This window comes from Bacillus sp. FSL R5-0820 (genome assembly GCF_038593385.1).
GTDB lineage: Bacteria > Bacillota > Bacilli > Bacillales > Bacillaceae > Bacillus > Bacillus altitudinis.
The window spans coordinates 3174204-3194320 of the sequence record NZ_CP151991.1 but is presented as its reverse complement, the minus strand read 5'-3'; the positions used below and the strand labels follow the sequence as shown (position 1 = coordinate 3194320).

The window sequence follows — 20117 nt, the reverse complement described above, 5'->3', positions numbered from 1 at the left end:
AGTGTTTCCATGGGTTCCATGATGAAGGGTTCAAAACCAAGGAGGTTGACTTCATGCGTTCTTATATCAAATGTTTTGTTTTGATTGTGATTTCACTATGTTTATATGCACCATCAGCATTTGCGCAGCACAATGTATCGAAGATTGAGGGAAGTAATCGATATGAGGTGGCAGTTAACGCTGCAAAACGAGGCTGGTCGGCAGCACCTATAGTTGTTTTAGTAGGCGGTGAAGCTTATGCTGATGCGCTAAGTGCTGTGCCGTATGCCTTTCAGCAAGGAGCCCCAGTGCTGTTAACGAATACTAGCAGTCTTTCAGGTGCAACTAAGTCAGGTCTTCAGCAGTTGAAAACGAAGCGTGTCATCATTCTTGGCGGAACCGCAAGCATTTCGCAAAAAGTCGTAGCGCAGCTAAAAGCAATGAATCTTTCCGTATCGCGAATACAAGGAAAGAATCGATATGAATTGGCGGCAAACGTTGCTAAACAAATGAAGAGTGCTGATACAGCTGTGATTGTGAATGGTTCTGCTTATGCAGATGCTGTGGCGATTGCTCCATATGCTGCAAAACAAGGCTTTCCTATTTTATTAACCGATGCAAAAGGACTGCGGCAGGAAACAGCCAATCTATTAAAAAGCAAAGCGGTGAAACGGACGATTGTGATTGGCGGGGAAACAAGTGTCAATCAAGCAGCCTATCAAAAGCTGCCATCACCCGTGAGAATCAGCGGAGCCAATCGGTATGAAGTGGCAGCCCGAATTGCGAAAACATACCCGATGAAGACAACCCAAACGTATATGAGTAACGGTTATGCATATGCCGATGCGGCAGCTGCGGCAAGTACGGCAGCCAAGCAAGGGCAAACCCTTCTTCTTACAGACGCTCAATCAGTGCCAGATGCGATTCGTCGTGTCATTGGGTCTAAAAAGATTTCAACATTTACAGTGTTGGGCGGAACATCAACCATACGAACCAGTGTGATCACACAGCTGAAAAATCATGTGTTAGGTGAAACCATCTTTATTGATCCAGGTCATGGTGCGCAGGATGCAGGAGCGGTAGGAAATGGGCTGTTTGAAAAAAATGTAAATCTAGATATCGCGTTAAAACTGCAAGCAAGGCTCAAACAAGCGGGTGCGCTGACGGTCATGTCTAGAACATCTGATACATTTGATTCCTTGCAAACACGTGTAAGCAAAGGATCACAGGCTGGTGCGGATGTGTTCATCAGCATCCATGCCAATGCAAATGATCATAGCGGTGCAAATGGAACAGAAACGTATTATGATGCGACGTATGCTTCGGCCAATAGTTTAAAGCTGGCACAAAAGGTACAGCCCCAGATGGTGAAAGCCCTTGGAACAAGGGATCGTGGTGTGAAAACAGCAGGGTTCTACGTGATCAAGTATTCAAAAATGCCCAGCATCTTGCTTGAAACAGGGTTCGTAACCAGTCCGATTGATGCCAGTATATTAAAATCAACGACTGCCAAGGAGAGGCTGGCTTCAGGAATCGCAGCAGGTGTATCTCGATATTTTGAATAAAATAGATCGGATGAATGATATGTCAAGTTAAAAATACATTTCATTTCAGGTTATTTTTGTTATAATCGAAACATAGAGGGTGGATTTTTCACGTATTTGCCTTCCAATGACAGCAAATCGACAAATCATGAAGAGGTGACGATCTTGAAAAAATTAATCACAATGCCGTTTTTAGTCTTACTTCTAGGTGTAATGCTCACAGCATGCGGCACATCAAATCAGTCAAACGATAACAACAATACGGATAACAGCAAAAAAGAAACAACTGAAGCAGCAGATCAAAAGAAAGAAAATGCAACAGACGAAAAGACGGAAGACAAGTCTGCAAGTGAAAAAGCAGATGATGAAAGCAAAGAAACAGCTGCTCAAACAGAAGACCAAGCAGGTCAATCTGATGAAGATGCAAAAGAAAGCTCAAGTAAGGAAATCACAAAAGAAGAAACGACAAATGATCAGTCAAAAGCTGAATCTAAAACAAAAAAAGAATCTACAACGAAGAAAAATGAAGTCACCAAAGAAGGCACATATGTCGGTTTGGCTGATGGACATACAATTGCTGTCAACATTGATGGAAAAGAAGTAGCCATTCAATTCGGAAATACATTTTCTAAACAAGTGAACAGCCTAAAAGAAGAATCAAAAGTGAAAGTAACTTATACAAAAGATGCAAACGGAACGCTTAGACTGAAGACGATCGAATCCGTAAAGGCAAAATAAAAAAGACACGTAGACCCGCAGAATTGCGGGTCTTTTTTACGTTTAAAAGGGCATAACTTGATATAAGGGCACATTCTTAACACACTTTTACAAGACTTAACAGCCCATTTACATTTGCTTAATGTTGCTCTGCTAAACTGACTTTCATAGAACATCTCTTTACACAACAACTACTTTGAATGGTGAGGTGCAGGTCAGTGAGCGCAGAGAAAGCGATGAACCTTTACAGAGAATATGAAGTGAGACGAAACCACTCTTTTGCTTTAACAGAACATATGGTTCGATATTTATTTGCAAAACGTTTCATAGATGTCGTGTTCTCGTTCATCGGATTGATGTTGAGTACGCCAATCATTTTACTGTTTGCCCTTTTAATCAAGCTAGAAACACCAGGGCCAGCCTTTTATATGCAGGAAAGGGTCGGAAAAGACGGTGTCTACTTTAAATTATGGAAGCTCAGATCGATGAGAACCAACGCAGAAAGCGGAGGAGCGAAATGGGCGCAAAAAAATGACCCTCGTATCACCAAAGTGGGGGCATTCATCAGAAAAACAAGAATTGATGAACTGCCGCAATTTATCAACGTGTTAAAAGGAGAAATGAGTATTGTAGGTCCACGTCCTGAAAGACCAATGTTTACTGCCGAATTTAATCGGACGATTCCAGGCTTTACAAAAAGACTGACAGTGAAGCCGGGGCTGACAGGTCTTGCTCAAGTAAATGGGGGATATGAAATGAGTCCAAGTGAAAAATTATCACACGACTTACAGTATATTCAAAACTTGACATTTTCTCTCGACACGAAGATTATGGTAAAAACGTTAAAAGTCATCGTGACTGGGGACGGAGCCAGATAAGTAAAGTAGGGAAGAGAAATGGCAAGTATGAAAAATCGCCTGCTGGGCGGAGCAAAATGGACAAGCTTGTCCGCATTGATCATTACCATCGTCCAAATTGCACAGTTCGCCTTTTTAGGGAACGTAATGTCGCTGAAAGAATTTGGACTCGTTGGCATGATCACAACTGTCACAATATTTACACAGATTTTACTTGATCTAGGCATCGGTGCTGCGATCATTCAAAAGGAACAAACGACGAAACGTCAATTATCTACATTATATTGGATCAACTTGCTGACGGGAATTCTCTTGTTTTGTGTATTGATCCTCGCAAGTCCCTTGATTGCCGCCTTTTATGCCAGACCTGAGCTGGAAGGCTTGCTCAAGTTATTATCAATCATGTTTCTCATTGCACCAATTGGTCAGCAATACCAATATATGATGCAGAAAGATTTAGCCTTTAAAACCTTAAGTACGATTGAGACGATAGCGACGATCATTTCGCTGATTGTTCTACTTATCCTAGCCTTTTTTATCAATCCAATTGTGGCCTATGTGGTCTCTCAAGTGCTGCTTCAATCAGGAAAAGGTCTCATGTATGCAGCGGCTTATTGGAAGAAGTGGCGCCCAGCACCCGTTTTCGCATTAGGGGAAGTGAAAGAGTTTTTCTCCTTCGGGGCTTTCCAGCTTGCGTCAAGGCTTGTCAATCGGGCAGGCTCAAATATCGACATGATTTTAATTGGACGGTTTCTTGGAGCAGAGGCATTAGGGATTTACAGCCTGGCTTATCAAATCGTCACAATCCCGGTGCTGAAAATTAACCCGATTGTGACGAGAGTGGCTTTCCCAGTTTTCGCAAAAAGTCAGCGTGATCATTCTAGGCTGCGTGAGGGCTTCCTCAGTATGACGAATATGCTCGCACTCATTAGTTTTCCACTACTCATCGGTCTTGCTGCCGTATCAGATAGCTTTATAGAAGTAGTGTTTGGAGAGAAATGGCTAGTGGCGGTCCCGGTTTTGAATATTTTGTGCATTGTCGGTCTACTTCGTGTGCTGATGAATCCAAATGGTTCCATCCTTCTTGCAAAAGGGAGAGCGGACTTAGCTTTTTATTGGGATACAGGCATGCTCATCATATATGGATGCGCCTTATATGCAGGAGTCCATACGGGCGGTCTATTGACTGTAGCTTGGGTCTACTCAGGGGTCAGCCTGCTGAACTTCATTGTCGGCAGGTGGCTGATGGCTTATGTCATTCAGCTAGATATGAAGGTGTATGTAAAATCACTCGTAAAGCCTGCTGTCATGACGCTATTAATGGCCGGCTGCGCAGTGGCTGTTCATCAAGGGATGAAGCTGACATCAGCGGATATACTGCTTCAATTACTACTCACGATTGGTTTAAGTGCGGCTTTATATAGCTTGCTGCTTGTCAAAATGTATCCGCAGATGGCAGGGAAATTTTGGAGAAGAGGTCGTTCGTCATGAAGGTGCTATGGCTGACAAGTGTATATCCTAGTGAAAAACATCCAAGTGAAGGCGTCTTCCATGAAACGCAAGTGCAGGAGCTGGTCAAAAAAGGCGTAGAAGTGAGCGTGATTTGTCCTACTCCTGTCAATCCGCCTATCTTACGGATGCTTAAAGCTTCCTATCGTCAGAGAAAAGATCTTCCCGAGCAGGAAGTGAGGTGCGGCGTGCCGGTTTACAGACCGCTCTATACAGCGCTGCCTGGACAGCTAAAATGGGCTCAGCCGAGTAAACGAATCGCAGCTTCTGTCCTGCGCGCAATGGAGCGTTATGAACTGTCACCGGATTTCATCCATGCGCACTTTGCCATGCCGTCTGGCGGCGCAGCAGCTGTGATCAAAAAGGAAGCAAACATCCCTTATCTTCTGACCTTACACGGCAGTGATGTGAACGTCTATCCAACCTATAGCCAAGGGGCGCTTGCAGCCTTTAAAGCAGCAGTAAAACAGGCGTCTGCTGTTCTCACAGTGAGTGAAGAGCTGGCAAAGAAAACACATGACATGACAGAGGTGGATGCACAATGTCTTCCGCTGGGAATTCCGCTCAAGTCATTTTCTAGAACACCAGAGGATCAAACAGCCATCAGAAAGCAGATTGGTTTACCGCTTCACGACAAGCTCGTCGTTTTTGTCGGCCGTTTAGTCAAAGAGAAAGGTTTGCTTGAATTAGCGGAAGCTGTCAGCGGGATGGAGGGTGTAAAAGCCGTCTTTGTCGGAAAAGGCCCCCTCGCAAAGGAGCTGGCCGAACGGGCGGGAGAATCCATTATACTCCCGGGGCAGGTGCCGAATGAACAAGTCAAACATTATTTAATGGCAGCTGACCTGTTTGCCCTTCCATCCTACAGTGAAGGAATGCCGACTGTCGTCCTTGAGTCGCTCGCTTTAAAACTGCCTGTCATCGCAACACGGGTTGGTGGTCTCCCATCACTATTTTCTACCTATCAACATCTGCTCATTGAACCGCGTTCAACGAGTCAGCTAAAAGAAGCGATTCACGCTTATCTTTATGAAAACAGATGGAACGAGCAAGTGAAGAACGATCTTCACCACATCGTCCATACAGATTATTCATCATCACATAATGCTACGCTCCTGATTCAGCAATATGAAAAGGTGCTGAATCAATCAACATCCACCGTTTAAACAGGATGAAATGTGCAAAGACTGATAGATAAACAGTTTGGAACGACCAATATGCTTTTACTGAGAGGATGAAACATGTTGAAGAAAATTGCTGTGATTGGAACAGGATATGTCGGGTTAGTATCGGGTACTTGTTTTGCTGATATCGGAAATCGCGTCATTTGTTGTGACATCGACGAATCAAAAATCAACAGCTTAAAAAGCGGTCTCGTTCCAATTTATGAACCGGGCTTAAAGGAATTGATTGAGAAGAATACAGAAGAGGGAAGATTGTGTTTTACAACCAATATTCCCGCTGCAATTCGAGAATCAGAGATTATTTATATTGCGGTAGGAACACCAATGACACCTCAGGGGGAAGCGGATTTAACATTCGTGAAAGCTGTGGCTCAAACGGTTGGGGAACACCTGAATGGCTACAAAATCATCGTGAATAAGAGCACAGTGCCAGTTGGAACAGGACGTCTTGTTCAAGCCATTGTTCAAAAGGCTTCACGCAGTAAATATCCATTTGACGTCGTCTCCAATCCAGAGTTTCTGCGGGAAGGTTCAGCTATTCAAGATACGATGAATATGGAGAGAGCGGTGATTGGCTCTACAAGTGCACATGCATCCACGATCATTAAAAAATTGCATGATCCGTTTCAAACAGAAGTGGTTGAGACCAATCTAGAAAGTGCAGAAATGATTAAGTATGCGGCAAATGCCATGCTCGCCACAAAAATCTCATTCATCAATGACATTGCGAACATTTGCGAGAGAGTTGGTGCTGATGTGGAAAAAGTCAGCGAAGGCGTTGGGTTAGACAGCCGGATCGGGCATAAATTTTTAAAAGCAGGCATTGGATTTGGTGGTTCTTGTTTCCCAAAAGATACGATGGCTCTTCTCAAAATTGCCGAAACAGCTGGCTACCGGTTCAAGCTGATCGAATCTGTCATTGAAACAAACAACCACCAAAGAGCCCATCTTGTCAGCAAACTGATGAGTGTGTTCGGTGATATTAAAGGAAAAACGATTTCCGTTTTAGGGCTCGCATTTAAACCAAATACAAACGATATGCGTTCAGCACCAGCACTAGATATTATCCCAATGCTGAGAGAGCTCGGAGCTTTTGTCAAAGCCTATGATCCAATTGCTTATATAGAAGCAGAAAGAGAGCTTGGCCCGCAGGCGGTCTTCAGCAATGATCTCTATGAAACAGTGAAAGATACAGATGCTTGTCTCATCTTAACGGAATGGGATGACGTACAGAAGATGGATAAAGATCAGATCAAGCAGCTGCTTCGTTCTCCCATTTTAATTGATGGAAGGAATTTGTTTGATCCAGCAGAAATGAAAGAGAGAGGATTTATTTACCAGTCCATCGGCCGCCCAGGCGTATGGGAAACAGAATTGGTATCGAAGGCACAATAATAGGGGGAACTTGGATGAAGAAAGTATTGGTCACTGGGGGAAGTGGATTTATAGGATCTCATACGGTAGAGGCTTTATTAGAGAAAGGATATGAGCCTATCGTTCTTGATAACTTTTCAACTGGATCGAAGGAAAATATCGCTCATCTATCCGTACAATGCATTGAAGCAGATGTCACAAAATCAGAAACGGTCGATTTGATCAAACACATTGCACCAGATTATATCATTCATCTTGCAGCGCAAGTGAGTGTAGCCGTTTCGGTTCAACATTTCGTCTACGACGAAGAGGTCAATATTAAAGGCTCGCTGCATGTGATCAAAGCAGCGGCTGAAGCCGGGGTAGAGAAAGTGGTGTTTGCTTCATCGGCAGCAGTTTATGGAGACCCAGTCTATCTGCCGGTCGACACAGCTCATCCGCTACAGCCTGGTTCACCTTATGGCTTGTCGAAACTGACAGTTGAACGATACTTAGAGATGGCAAAATCACTCTATGATGTGGACTATTGTATTATGCGGTACAGCAATGTATATGGTCCGCGCCAAGACGCACTTGGTGAAGGTGGTGTTGTCTCAATTTTTTCTGATAAGTTTGCAAAACATGAGGCACCTTTCATCTTCGGAAACGGGGAACAAACAAGAGATTTCATCTATGTAGGCGATCTAGCCGCAGCGAATGTTGCAGCTTTAACAGCTCAATCAAACGTTTGTTTAAATATCTCATGTGGTCATTCCATTACGGTGAATGAGCTGTTTCAAACGATGAAGCGAGTCACGAGATCAGATCTTGAACCGATTTATAAGCCGCAGCGTGCAGGAGATATTGTGCATAGTACATTGGCAAATGAGGAAACGAAACAAGTCTTAGCATGGGAGCCTGTTGTGACTTTACAAGAAGGTTTGGCTCGTACCATTTCCTACTATGAACAGGAAGTAAAGGCTTAATCCCTCAAATCGGATGGGTTGCTTAGGAGGAAAATAGGTATGAGTGTGAAACAAACAGCATGGCAAATCATGATCGGATGTATGTTATTAGCAGCGGGTATAGGGCTTGTACAAATGGCATCCGCACAGCCTATCGGGTTAAAGAAGATGGTGGTCATTCCGGTTTTACTTGTGGTGCTCATGGCGGCTGCTATATGTATGAAGCTCTACATGAATGGTGAACACATATTCATGTCAGCCATTTACCTTTTAATTGCATTAACATTTCTCAATAATGCTTTTTTCTCTATTAGTGCCGGGTTCTTTAGTCTCTTTCTCTACCGCATCATGCTCTTGGCCGTCTTTGCTTTATTCATATGGCGGATGAGAGACAAAGGAACGTACATATCCCAGTGGCAGCAAATTCGTGTTAAAGGCATTCTTGGTTTTTTCGCTGCATGGTTTCTTTACGGGCTCATCTCACTGCTTTGGGCTCATTCGGTCACAGACGGCCTGAAATATATGTCTCTTCTTGCGATGGGAATGGGTTTTGTCTTTCTTGTGGTCATGTACATTCAGCGAATGGATCAGATCGTAACTTTTTATAGTATTTGGCTAGTCATGACTGTATTTGTTATGGGAATCGGGTTCTATAATCACTTGACCTTGAATCATTTACCGAATACCTCATTGTATCTTGGACCAGCGTACAAACAGCACTATCCTACGGCTGTCTTCTTTAACCAAAATGACTTTGCGACGTTTTTATCTATTAGCTTTTTCTTATATGTGGCGTGCATGCGCCAAATGAAAAATGGTTATATCAAAGCGTTCGGATTACTAGGAGCCATCTTAGCGCTGTATCTTATTTTGTTAACAGAATCGCGCGCCAGTTTGCTTGGCATATTAGCTGGAGCGGCAATCTATGTATGGCTACTGATGCCTCGCTTTTTAAAAAAGTGGTCTATCATGGCAGCAGGCGGGCTTGGTATCATCTGTATCGCCATTTTTTCAGCCAAAATCTATTCTGTCTTTTATGACTTGTTTCTCGCTTCTCAGGTCGCTCATTCTTTTAGCGAACCACTTCCGTCCAACATTGCCCGGGCGAATTTAATCAAAAACGCCTGGCATTTCTTTACGAATTCATATGGCTTCGGAGTCGGAGCGGGCAATGTGTCTTATTACTTAGCTCACTTTTCTATCTTTGATACAGATCAGGTCGTCGAAGTTCACAATTGGCTGCTAGAGGTGATGACGAATTTTGGGTTTGCCGTCATGCTAGGTTATATCTCAGTGTATGCCTATCTCATGTTCTCACTGTACAAACAATACCAATTGGCTGACACGAGATCAGCCAAGATGATCATTGAAGGTCTATTTGCTGCCATGCTGAGCTTTCTCGTCTCAAGTATCAGTCCGAGTTCGGTCTCGAATTTATATTTCCACTGGGTGTTTCTAGGGCTAGTGATCGCAGCGGTCAATATCATGAAAAATAAACAGCGCTTCAAGCCGTGGGCAAACGTGTGATGCTGAGTTTGTATGGCTACACTAGTGAAAAAGCAAATACGTCAATGTTGGGAGAATGAGCATGTCTGGTTTTATGTTAAGAATAGGGAAGCGAATGAAAAAATATATCGTCTGGCTTGTGCTGCTGCCTGTCGCATTAGCTGCTTTTGGTTTCTTTTTTGCCAAGGGGACAGTAGAACAGTCTAGTTACACAGCTGCTGTGACCTTGACGCTTGGGAAATATGACGACGGTGTGTATAACAATATGGAAGAAGTGACATCTCTATTAAAAAGTGATGCATTTCTGAATCAAGCACTCCGTGATGTAAAGGAAGAAGAAAGGCAGGATGTGAAAAATCGTTTGATTCTCACTAACCAGTCCGATACACAATTGCAGTTGTCGTTTACAGATGCTGATCAAGCTCGAGCTTTGGCGATAGTGAAACAAGTGTCAGATACATTTTTAAAGCAGGACAAAGCCTTATTTACGAAAAGACAGCAAGTCATTGAAAGGAGACTATCCGCTCTTGAAGATGAATCTGTCAGCAATGACTCCAAGGTCGATAAAGAACGATTTTTATATGAATTGGAATCGACAAAGCTCGGGATGAAGCAGGCAAAGATTGTCGATCCTGCCCAAGTACTTGATGAAGGGAACAAAGGGATGTCAGCGAAAAAACGAGCACTGCTTGGACTTGTCATTGGCCTTAGCATCTCGCTTATGTTTGTGGTGTTACCTGAAGTGTTCAAAGAATCTTAATGATGAACTGGAGATGAGTCTTAGGTGAACAATCAACCGTTAGTATCAATTATTACACCGGCGTATAATGCGGAACGTTATTTAACGGATACAGTTCATTCCGTCCTTGCCCAAACCTATTCCAACTGGGAGCTGATCATTGCAGATGATTGCTCAACAGATGGCACAAGGAAGTTGTTAGGGGAATTAAGTCAGACGGACGACAGAATCAACGTCATTTATTTAGAGGAAAACGGGGGAGCCGCTATTGCTAGAAACACAGCCATCAAACAGGCGAAAGGCCGCTTTATCGCTTTTTTAGATAGCGATGATATGTGGAAACAGACAAAGCTCGAAAAGCAGGTCAAGTTTATGTTAGAAAATGATCATGCCTTTACTTTCACGGCATATGACATCATTTCAGAAAATGGAGAGCCGTTACAAAAAACCGTCACAGCGCCGGCTCAGTTGAACTACAATGAAGCTTTAAAAAATACGATTATCGGCTGTTTGACGGTGATGCTCGATCTTCAGCAAGTAGGACACGTGGAAATGCCAAACATTCGAACAAGGCAGGACTTAGCCACATGGCTTTCTATTTTAAAAAAAGGATTTACTGCCTATGGAATGAATGAGCCGCTCAGTGAATATCGCATCGTGGGAAACTCGATTTCTAGTAACAAGTGGAAAGCAGCGAAAAAAACATGGTTTGTCTACAGAGAAATTGAGCAGCTTCATTTTGTGAAAGCATCTTGGTGTTTTATGCACTATGCCACAAATGCTGTCAAAAAGCGCTTATAAACAGAAGGGAAAAAAGGTGATAAAGGTGAAAGCAGAGTCGATCATACATGTGATTGTCGCAACGGGAGAATGGGGACACGATGGCCTAAGGTACAGACGGCATCGACTGGCGGAATTTCTTGCATCTGATCCAGAAACGAAAGAGGTCATCTGGGTATGCCCATCTGCCACTCGTCATTCAGCTCCCTTTCAGCCTATAACGGATCGAATGAAGCAAATGACCATTCCTGATGTGCTCAAGAGCAAGTTTTTTCGCTTTGGCCGTTATCAAGATATGTTTTATTTTCATAAATTATCTCCTCTTCTTGAACATTTGCGTCAAGAAGAAGAGCAGGGCATAGCCGTCTGTTTATGGTATACGTTTCCGGGATTTCCGCTCTTATCTTCTTTATTTGAATGGAAACATATTGTGTATGATTGCAGTGACCTGTGGGGAGAGCCCATCAGCGGAAAAAACAACATTCTCTCTTATATGAGACAGCGAGTCATTGTAAAAGCAGAAAACCGCATTATTAAATATGCACACAGCATTACATGCTCTTCACAATACTTACATGATCAAATCAAAAAAAGGCTCATGGGTGAACCGAAAGATGTCTTTACAGTCGAAAATGGCGTCGAGTATGATGTGTTTGCAAAAAGCAACCTCCCTAGCAGGGAAGACGTGCTAGAGGGAAGAGAGGGAACGGTTCTTGGCTTTATAGGTGGGATCAAGCCGAAGCTCGATTTTGACATGATCGCTCAAGCTGCTCGCATGCAGCCAGATTGGACATTTTTATTTGTCGGTCCGGATGGAACGAATGGAGATCCATCTTTTCAGCATGCACTCAAACTGCCCAATGTCCTATGGACAGGAGCAGTCGCACCAGAAGAAGTGCCTGCTTATATGAAATTAATTGATGTAGGGATGATGCCATACAAACAGTCTCCTTACAATCAAGCGGTTTTTCCGCTCAAGCTGTATGAATTTTTAGCTGCCGGAATACCTGTTGTTGGTTTAAATCTTCCATCAACGGAAAGGCTAAAAGAGAATGATGTGTATGAATATGTAGAGGGCGAAGATCCAGCTCTCTTCGTCGAAGCCTGCCAGAAAGTGATCAGTAAAAAAGATGACATGACATGCAGACATCTAAGACAAAGCCGGGCAAAGAAAAAAGATTGGCACGCACTGTTCACAAACATGGTGGAATTAACGAATATTAAAGAAAACGCATAATTCATTCAGGATTGTGCGTTTTTATTTGTTTCTTCTTCTTAGGGGGAGCTTGTGATCATCCTATATTCAATTGTATAATGGAAAGAGCGGCCAATATACAAAATACAGATTTCAATTTAGAAGGAGACTGACCTATGGATTACGAACGCGCCTTATTAGCGTTTTTTGTCTCTCTGGCTACAGTTTTAATTGTGACACCAATCGTCAAAAAGTTTGCAATTAAGATTGGTGCAGTGGACCAGCCGAATAAACGAAAAGTTCATGATAGAGTAATGCCTCGAATGGGCGGTTTGGCGATTTTTATTGGGGTAGCGGCTGGAGCACTAGCAGGCGGGCTGTTTCTACATAATAAAATTACAGCTATATCAGTTGGCGCTGTACTCATCGTCATTTTAGGTATATTTGATGATAAATATAATTTAAGTGCAAAATTTAAATTTCTTGTGCAAGTTCTCGTTGCTTGCTTAATCGTGAGCACGGGCTTAAAAATGGACTTTTTCTCTGTTCCTTTCTTAACAGATCGACTGGAGTTAGGATGGATGGCGTATCCCCTGACTGTACTATGGATTGTTGGGATTACAAATGCGATCAATTTAATTGACGGATTAGATGGACTGGCTGCCGGAATTTCGGTTATCGGTTTAACCACGATTGCCGTCATGGCATTTTCTGCGGACAAGATCCTGATTCTTTCGTTATCTCTTGTCGTCATTGGCAGTACCATCGGTTTTCTTTTTTATAACTTCCATCCAGCAAAAATATTTATGGGTGATACAGGGTCGTTATTTTTAGGCTATATGATCTCGGTCCTGTCACTTTTAGGATTGTACAAAAGTGTTACTTTGTTTAGTGTTGTTGTCCCTGTAATTATTTTAGGTGTGCCTATCTTTGATACGACCTTTGCGATCATCAGAAGAATATTGAATAAACAGCCTATCTCAGCACCTGACAAATCACACATCCATCATCGACTGATGGCCTTTGGCTTATCACATCGAATGGCAGTGATTGTGATTTACATGATTGGCTTAGTCTTCAGCTTAAGCGCGATTTTGCTGACAAGTGCCACCATTTGGCTGTCATTGATCATCATCTTTTTACTGGTTATGTTTATGCAAGTTATTGCTGAAGTCACTGGTTTGGTGAACGAAGAGTTTAAACCATTTACGAAATTCTACAAACGTATGGTCAAAAGACAATAAAAAACAGCCCGTTCCTCGGAAGGCGGGCTGTTTTTATTATTGTCCTGTTGTATTGCTCGAAGGAGTCGTGGTATCAGTTGTTCCTGTTTCACCAGAGGCTGGATTTGTTTGTGAATCTGTTTCAGATGATGACTCAGCAGGAAGCTTTAAATGTGTCCTTAACTCATTTTGCACCTCAGCCAAGTTGGTTTGATCTGGCTCAAAGAAGTATGTTCGATTTGGTCCTAGATAAAGGTCTGATCCTTTAATAGATAATGTTTCAGTATCGTCTCCTTTGAAACCACTGTAAATTTGCTGTAGAGCAAGTCCTTCTGTGATGCGGAAGTTGGTTGTTATATGATCACTTACTTCTTTTGCGATATTATCCACGTTTGCAATGTTATGAGGTTTCGCCATTTGATCAATCATGGCACGTAAGATTTGTTTCTGACGATCGTTACGCCCGAAATCACCACGTGGATCTTGTTTTCTCATTCGCGCGTAAGCAAGTGCCTCTTCCCCGTTTAAATGCATATTCCCTTTTTTAAAGTAAATCTTTTTCGATTTTTTGACGTCACTTTTTTCATTGAAGTCAAATGGAACGTCTATATCGATTCCCCCAACTTCATCAATGACATCCTTAAAACCGTCAAAGTCCACTGTTGCATATTTGTCAATTGGGATATGCAAGAATTGTTCGACAGTTTCAATCGTTTCGTCTTTACCACCTTTAGCAAATGCCGCATTGATCTTTACTTTATTTCCCGTTGTGTCACTAGCAAGCTGTACTCGTGTGTCACGGGGGATACTGACCATCTTCATCGTTTTATCCTGAGGATTAATCGTTGCGACGATGAGTGAATCTGAACGGCCGTGATCACCATTTGTGGCGTAATCCTCTATACCAACAAATAGGACAGAGAAAGGTTTTTTCTTTATATCAATGACAGCATCACGGAGTTTCGATTTCTCCCCGCGCTCTAATTCATCATAAGTTTTGTCAGCAGCTTGGAGTGTATTCACAATCTTATAAACTGCAAATCCGCCCATGCAGATGAAGAGAAGCAAAAATAAGACCAGAATCCGTTTGAAAATCTTTTTCTTCTTACTCTTTTTCTTTCGTACACGCACTTTTACTCGTTGTGCCATTCATCTGTCTCCTTTATCGGACCAACGTCCTTTTCTAAATAAATCAATTCGCCTTCTTTAGTAACACTCTTTCCATTAGTCAACTCAGTCATCCATTCAATGAACTGCTCTGTTTGTGTTTCTTCTACATACGTTTCAAAAATCACATCTTCTGCATAATGGATGTCTTTTAGCTGAAAAGATGAGGCTCTAAGCTCATTCTCTACCTTTCCAAGCCATGTATAATCTATTGTTGTGTGCATCGTACGCATTAAACAGCGTTCTACCATACCAACATGATTGATTGCTTCAGACACAGATTTTCCGTACGCGCGAATTAATCCACCGGCACCTAGCTTAATACCGCCGAAATAACGAGTGACGACAACAACTGTATCTTTCAGCTTGCGTTTTTTAAGCACTTCAAGCATGGGTACCCCTGCCGTACCGCTTGGTTCACCATCATCATTTGCTTTTTGAATCAGATCATGTTCACCGATCAAATAGGCGGAACAATTATGAGTGGCGTTCCAATGTTGTTTTTTTATGGATTGTATAAAGGCTTGTGCTTCTTCTTCTGAGACAGCACGTTGTATATGACAAATAAAACGTGATTTTTCAATGACGATCTCATGCTCGCCACGGCTTTTGACTGTGAGATAGCGGTTCAGCAAAAGACATACCCTCCTGACAAGCAAATTGTAAGGCTAGAGAAAATTTGCATTGGTTTTAGAATTTTAAAGCGTATTTTGTTATGATGATAGGAGCGGAAAAAGGGTCGTCATAAAAATTTCATGATTTATACGCATTCTTTCATTATAATTCGACATAAAATGCAGATCAATGACATTTATAATAAAAAAAGATGACATCACTGTTACGGGAGGGAAAAGCCATGACAACACCTAAAATGGATCCGAAGTTATTGGATTCAATCATCATGAAAATGCTAAGTACAGTTGATGGCAGTAAGGACGAAGTATTTAGAATCGGCGAACAGTCCCGTCAACAATATGAAAGCCTGGTAGAAGAGCTTAAGCAAATTAAACAGCAAGTCAACGAAGTCATTGATTTTGGGGATAAACTAGAAGTACATACGAGACATGCTAGAAATCGTTTATCTGAAGTCAGCAGAAACTTCAACAAATTCAGCGAAGAAGAAATACGAGAAGCCTATGAAAAAGCACATAACCTGCAAGTAGAATTGACCATGATCCAGCAGCGCGAAAAACAGCTGAGGGAAAGAAGAGATGATCTCGAAAGACGATTGTTAAGCTTACAAGACGTCATTGAACGTTCAGAAACGCTTGTGAGCCAGATCACGGTCGTCCTCAACTACTTGAACCAAGATTTACGTCAGGTCGGTGTTTTACTTGAAGATGCTCAGGCAAAACAAGATTTTGGACTAAGAATTATTGAAGCCCAGGAAGAAGAGCGCAAAAGGGTATCACGAGAAATCCATGATGGACCTGCTCAGATGCTGGCAAACGTGATGATGCGTTCAGAACTAATTGAACGGATTTTTAGAGACCGTGGAACAGAAGAAGGCTTTAAAGAAATTAGAAGTCTAAGACAGAATGTGCGAAATGCACTGTACGAAGTGAGAAGAATCATTTATGATTTAAGACCGATGGCTTTAGATGATTTGGGTCTCATTCCGACACTTCGAAAATACTTAAACACAATTGAAGAATATGATGGAAAAACCAAAATTACGTTCCAGTGCATAGGTGATACAGAAAGCGAAAGAATTGCTTCTCAATTTGAAGTGGCACTATTTAGACTAGCTCAAGAAGCTGTCACAAACTCTTTAAAGCATTCTGAAGCTGAAGAAATCTCTGTGAAGGTTGAAGTGACGAAAGACTTTGTAACCTTAATTATCAAAGACGATGGAAAAGGCTTTGATATGAAGGATGTTAAAACAAATAAAAACAAATCCTTTGGGTTACTTGGTATGAAAGAGCGCGTAGACTTACTAGAAGGTAAAATGACCATAGACTCAAAAATAGGTCTAGGGACATTCGTCATGATTAGAGTACCGTTAACATTACAAAATAAAATTGTAAAATAGAGACAAAAGACATATTGACCATAAAGTTCAGGTGTAGAACAATAAACATGGGGAGGCGTAGCTTGTGACTAAAGTAAATATTGTAATTATCGATGACCACCAATTATTCCGTGAAGGTGTCAAACGGATTTTAGATTTTGAACCTACTTTTGAAGTAGTTGCAGAAGGAGACGACGGTGACGAAGCTGCACGTATCGTAGAACACTATCATCCGGATGTTGTCATTATGGACATTAATATGCCGAATGTAAATGGTGTGGAGGCTACAAAACAGCTAGTAGAGCTTTATCCCGAATCAAAAGTCATTATCCTATCTATTCATGACGATGAAAACTATGTGACACACGCATTAAAAACAGGAGCAAGAGGCTACTTGTTAAAAGAAATGGATGCAGATACCCTCATTGAAGCAGTAAAAGTAGTAGCTGACGGAGGCTCTTATTTACATCCGAAAGTCACTCATAACTTAGTAAATGAATTCCGACGCTTAGCAACAAGCGGCGTTTCAGCACATCCACAGCACGAGGTATATCCTGAAATTCGCAGACCACTTCATATCTTAACAAGACGTGAATGTGAAGTTCTTCAAATGTTAGCTGACGGAAAGAGCAACAGAGGTATTGGTGAGTCGCTCTTTATTAGTGAGAAAACAGTCAAAAACCACGTGAGTAACATTTTGCAAAAAATGAATGTAAATGACCGTACTCAAGCTGTTGTTGTAGCAATTAAAAACGGCTGGGTAGAAATGAGATAATGTTCCGGACAAGTACTCCTTTTTCGCCTGTTTTTAGTTCTCTCACATTCAAGTTAGAGAGCAATGATAGGCAGGTAAGGAGTCTTTTTCGGATATAGCGGGCTTGCCTATTGATTAGGCAAGCTTTTTTGATTAGTATTATAAATCTAGTGAAAAACAATGATCATTCTTTTTTAAAAAGCAACTTAACGGATAAGGAAGGTATTTAAGAATGAAAATAGCCGTTGTAACAGACAGTACTGCTTATATACCACAAGAACTACGTGATAAACATCATATTCATATGATCCCTCTGAATGTCATCTTTGGTACTGAATCATACCGTGAAGAAGTAGAAATGGATTGGAAGACATATTATGAAGAAGTCAAGAAACATAAAGATCTTCCAACAACCTCTCAGCCTGCTTTCGGTGAACTTATAGAATTATATGAAAAACTTAGTGAAACATATGATGCTGTGATTAGTATACATCTGTCAAGCGGAATTAGTGGAACATACAATAGTGCGGCCTCAGCGAATGAACTAGTTGACGGAATCGACATTTATCCGTTTGATACAGAGACTAGCTGTATGGCGCAAGGTTTTTATGTGTTAGAAGCTGCTGAAAAAATCCAAGGTGGTGCTTCTCCAGAAGAAGTGATTTCCCATCTCAATTATCTGAAAGAAAATCAAAGAGCTTATTTTATGGTAGACGATTTAACTCATTTACAACGTGGCGGCAGATTAAATGGTGCTCAGGCTTTTATTGGAAGCCTCTTAAAGGTAAAGCCTATCTTGCATTTTGACAACAAGCTAATTGTCCCTTTTGAGAAGATTCGTACACGCAAAAAAGCCATTTCACGTATTTTTGAATTATTTGATGAAGATGCATCACGTGGTGTTCCAATGAGAGCAACTCTGATACATGGTAATAGAGAAGAAGAAGCAGATGAATTAATTGCGCACTTATTAGAAAAGTATCCTCATGTTGAATTTTATAAAAGCTACTTTGGTGCCGTGATTGGCACTCATCTAGGCGAAGGCTCTTTAGCACTTGGCTGGATCATCAGATAGATATCAAAATCCCCTTTTCTCATGGAAAAGGGGATTTGTTTTTCTGTTTTTACAATTAGACGAAAGGCCTTCTCTTTGTACATAATGGGTCAACATGAATGGAAAGGTAGTGCGTGAAATTGAATCTGGAAAAAGCAATGGAACTCAGTCACAAGCTACAATCAAGGCATCTTCTTCCTATTGAATGTCAATGTACACAGTCCGAATTGGAGTGGCTGGAGAATCAAGGATTGATCCATAGAACACCTGCTGTCAATAGGGTGGCGGGTGGTTTGATCTGCTGCCGGTGCGGTGTATCAAACAAGCGCTACTTTGCCCTCTCTCCGTGTGAAACATGTAAAAAAGACTGTGTATACTGTAGATCCTGCATCATGCTGGGAAAAGTAAGTGAATGTGGCTTTCTCTATGAATGGACGGGTCCACAAAAGAAAGAAACAAGACAAGTTGAATTAACATGGCAGGGAGAACTTTCTAAAGGGCAAAAGAGAGCGTCCGATAGGCTAGTAGAAGCAATCCAAAACAAATTTGATCTGCTCGTTTGGGCTGTTTGTGGTGCGGGGAAAACGGAGGTGCTTTTTCACGGAATAAAATATGCGCTAAATAACGGAATGAGTGTTTGTATTGCGACGCCTAGAACCGATGTTGTACTTGAGCTTGAACCTCGAATGAGAAAGGCATTTCAAGGACTGAATATAGCTGCACTTTATGGCGGGAGTTCTCAAAGATTTCAAATGGCACCGCTTATGATCGCTACAACCCATCAGCTAATGAGATATAAAAACGCTTTTGATGTCCTCATTGTAGACGAAGTCGATGCTTTTCCTTATTCAATGGATGAACGGCTTCAGTTTGCTGTTTTAAAGTCAATGAAAAAAACAGGAGTTAGAATTTACTTAAGTGCCACACCATCTAAAAAAATGCAAAAGGATGTTGCTTGTAGACAATTAGAAGCGATCAAAATTCCTCTGCGCTTCCACCAAAAACCGCTGCCTGTCCCAACATTTCAATGGGTTGGAGATTGGAAAAAGAAATTAAAAAGAAATCGGCTTCCAGCATCTACAATGAACTGGCTGCATGAACATATCACAAAGAAAAAAAGAGTGCTACTCTTTGTTCCTTCTATTTCTACTATGAAGAAGGTAACTCATATTCTTCAAGTTCAATGTGTAAATGTACAGGGAGTTTCTGCCGATGATCAAGAAAGGAAGCAAAAAGTCCAGCATTTCAGAGATCATAGATACGATGTATTGGTTACAACAACTATTCTAGAAAGAGGCGTTACCATTCAAGATGTTCAAGTGGGCGTATTAGGTGCGGAATCTCCTATTTTTACAGAAAGTGCACTTGTCCAAATTTCTGGTAGAGCAGGGAGACATCCAGATTTTTTTAATGGAGACGTGTACTTTTTTCATTTTGGTTTAACGAGAAGTATGAAACAAGCAAAGAAACATATCGTAAAAATGAATAATACAGCTGAAAAAGAGTTTTCTGAAAAATAGTGTGGGTTCAACTAAATCATGGTACATTATATTCACAAAACACAAATGGCAGGAGAGACAAAA

18 protein-coding genes are annotated in these 20117 nt (G+C 41.6%); 16 read left to right on the top strand and 2 right to left on the bottom strand.

Going from position 1 to position 20117, the window contains the following annotated elements:
- The first annotated feature begins 53 nt into the window (after nt 1-53).
- From NST15_RS16560 to NST15_RS16505, 12 genes are all read left to right on the top strand, one after another.
- Nucleotides 54-1544 carry an N-acetylmuramoyl-L-alanine amidase gene (locus NST15_RS16560; RefSeq protein ID WP_048002910.1) on the top strand — a complete coding sequence of 497 codons (1491 nt, stop codon included), beginning with the start codon at nt 54-56 and terminating at the stop codon, nt 1542-1544.
- A 144-nt stretch (nt 1545-1688) separates the two neighbouring features.
- Nucleotides 1689-2261, top strand: coding sequence for a hypothetical protein (locus NST15_RS16555; RefSeq protein WP_200831194.1), 573 nt, complete (start codon nt 1689-1691; stop codon nt 2259-2261).
- A 197-nt stretch (nt 2262-2458) separates the two neighbouring features.
- A complete protein-coding gene (locus NST15_RS16550; RefSeq protein WP_008348294.1) occupies nt 2459-3118 on the top strand; it encodes an exopolysaccharide biosynthesis polyprenyl glycosylphosphotransferase in 660 nt (219 codons plus the stop codon).
- 18 nt (nt 3119-3136) lie between these two features.
- Complete coding sequence (locus NST15_RS16545) at nt 3137-4588, top strand: MOP flippase family protein (RefSeq protein ID WP_342498670.1); 1452 nt, start codon at nt 3137-3139, stop codon at nt 4586-4588.
- Complete coding sequence (locus NST15_RS16540) at nt 4585-5769, top strand: glycosyltransferase (RefSeq protein WP_268390700.1); 1185 nt, start codon at nt 4585-4587, stop codon at nt 5767-5769. Before NST15_RS16545 ends, NST15_RS16540 begins: the two co-directional genes overlap by 4 nt.
- Nucleotides 5770-5844: 75 nt before the next feature.
- Nucleotides 5845-7182, top strand: coding sequence for a UDP-glucose/GDP-mannose dehydrogenase family protein (locus NST15_RS16535; RefSeq protein WP_046344599.1), 1338 nt, complete (start codon nt 5845-5847; stop codon nt 7180-7182).
- Nucleotides 7183-7196: 14 nt separating this feature from the next.
- Nucleotides 7197-8126: an NAD-dependent epimerase/dehydratase family protein gene (locus tag NST15_RS16530; RefSeq protein ID WP_017368146.1), complete on the top strand. Its 930-nt coding sequence runs from the start codon at nt 7197-7199 to the stop codon at nt 8124-8126.
- Between the two features lie 39 nt (nt 8127-8165).
- Nucleotides 8166-9632: an O-antigen ligase family protein gene (locus tag NST15_RS16525; protein ID WP_058213546.1), complete on the top strand. Its 1467-nt coding sequence runs from the start codon at nt 8166-8168 to the stop codon at nt 9630-9632.
- 61 nt (nt 9633-9693) lie between these two features.
- A complete protein-coding gene (locus NST15_RS16520; protein WP_212338527.1) occupies nt 9694-10371 on the top strand; it encodes a hypothetical protein in 678 nt (225 codons plus the stop codon).
- Between the two features lie 24 nt (nt 10372-10395).
- Nucleotides 10396-11151, top strand: coding sequence for a glycosyltransferase family 2 protein (locus NST15_RS16515; protein WP_342498669.1), 756 nt, complete (start codon nt 10396-10398; stop codon nt 11149-11151).
- Nucleotides 11120-12367: a glycosyltransferase gene (locus NST15_RS16510; protein ID WP_056702935.1), complete on the top strand. Its 1248-nt coding sequence runs from the start codon at nt 11120-11122 to the stop codon at nt 12365-12367. Before NST15_RS16515 ends, NST15_RS16510 begins: the two co-directional genes overlap by 32 nt.
- Nucleotides 12368-12501: 134 nt before the next feature.
- Nucleotides 12502-13569, top strand: coding sequence for an MraY family glycosyltransferase (locus NST15_RS16505; RefSeq protein ID WP_007499956.1), 1068 nt, complete (start codon nt 12502-12504; stop codon nt 13567-13569).
- Nucleotides 13570-13605: 36 nt separating this feature from the next.
- Here the strand turns inward: NST15_RS16505 and NST15_RS16500 are convergent, their stop codons facing one another.
- Nucleotides 13606-14697, bottom strand: a complete 1092-nt coding sequence (locus NST15_RS16500; RefSeq protein WP_025208065.1) for an LCP family protein — start codon at nt 14695-14697, stop codon at nt 13606-13608.
- Nucleotides 14682-15350 (bottom strand): YigZ family protein, encoded by a 669-nt coding sequence (locus tag NST15_RS16495; protein WP_017357860.1) that lies wholly within the window; start codon nt 15348-15350, stop codon nt 14682-14684. The genes NST15_RS16500 and NST15_RS16495 overlap by 16 nt, the downstream gene beginning before the upstream one ends.
- A 221-nt stretch (nt 15351-15571) precedes the next feature.
- Here NST15_RS16495 and NST15_RS16490 point away from each other — a divergent pair, with 221 nt between their 5' ends.
- From NST15_RS16490 to NST15_RS16475, 4 genes are all read left to right on the top strand, one after another.
- On the top strand, nt 15572-16747 hold the full coding sequence (locus NST15_RS16490; RefSeq protein ID WP_035389673.1) for a sensor histidine kinase: 1176 nt from the start codon (nt 15572-15574) through the stop codon (nt 16745-16747).
- 64 nt (nt 16748-16811) lie between these two features.
- On the top strand, nt 16812-17501 hold the full coding sequence (gene degU, locus NST15_RS16485) for a two-component system response regulator DegU (protein WP_008348273.1): 690 nt from the start codon (nt 16812-16814) through the stop codon (nt 17499-17501).
- A gap of 211 nt (nt 17502-17712) precedes the next feature.
- Nucleotides 17713-18555 carry a DegV family protein gene (locus tag NST15_RS16480; protein WP_024719242.1) on the top strand — a complete coding sequence of 281 codons (843 nt, stop codon included), beginning with the start codon at nt 17713-17715 and terminating at the stop codon, nt 18553-18555.
- A 119-nt stretch (nt 18556-18674) separates the two neighbouring features.
- Nucleotides 18675-20054, top strand: a complete 1380-nt coding sequence (locus NST15_RS16475; RefSeq protein ID WP_342499065.1) for a DEAD/DEAH box helicase — start codon at nt 18675-18677, stop codon at nt 20052-20054.
- The last annotated feature ends 63 nt before the right edge of the window (nt 20055-20117 follow it).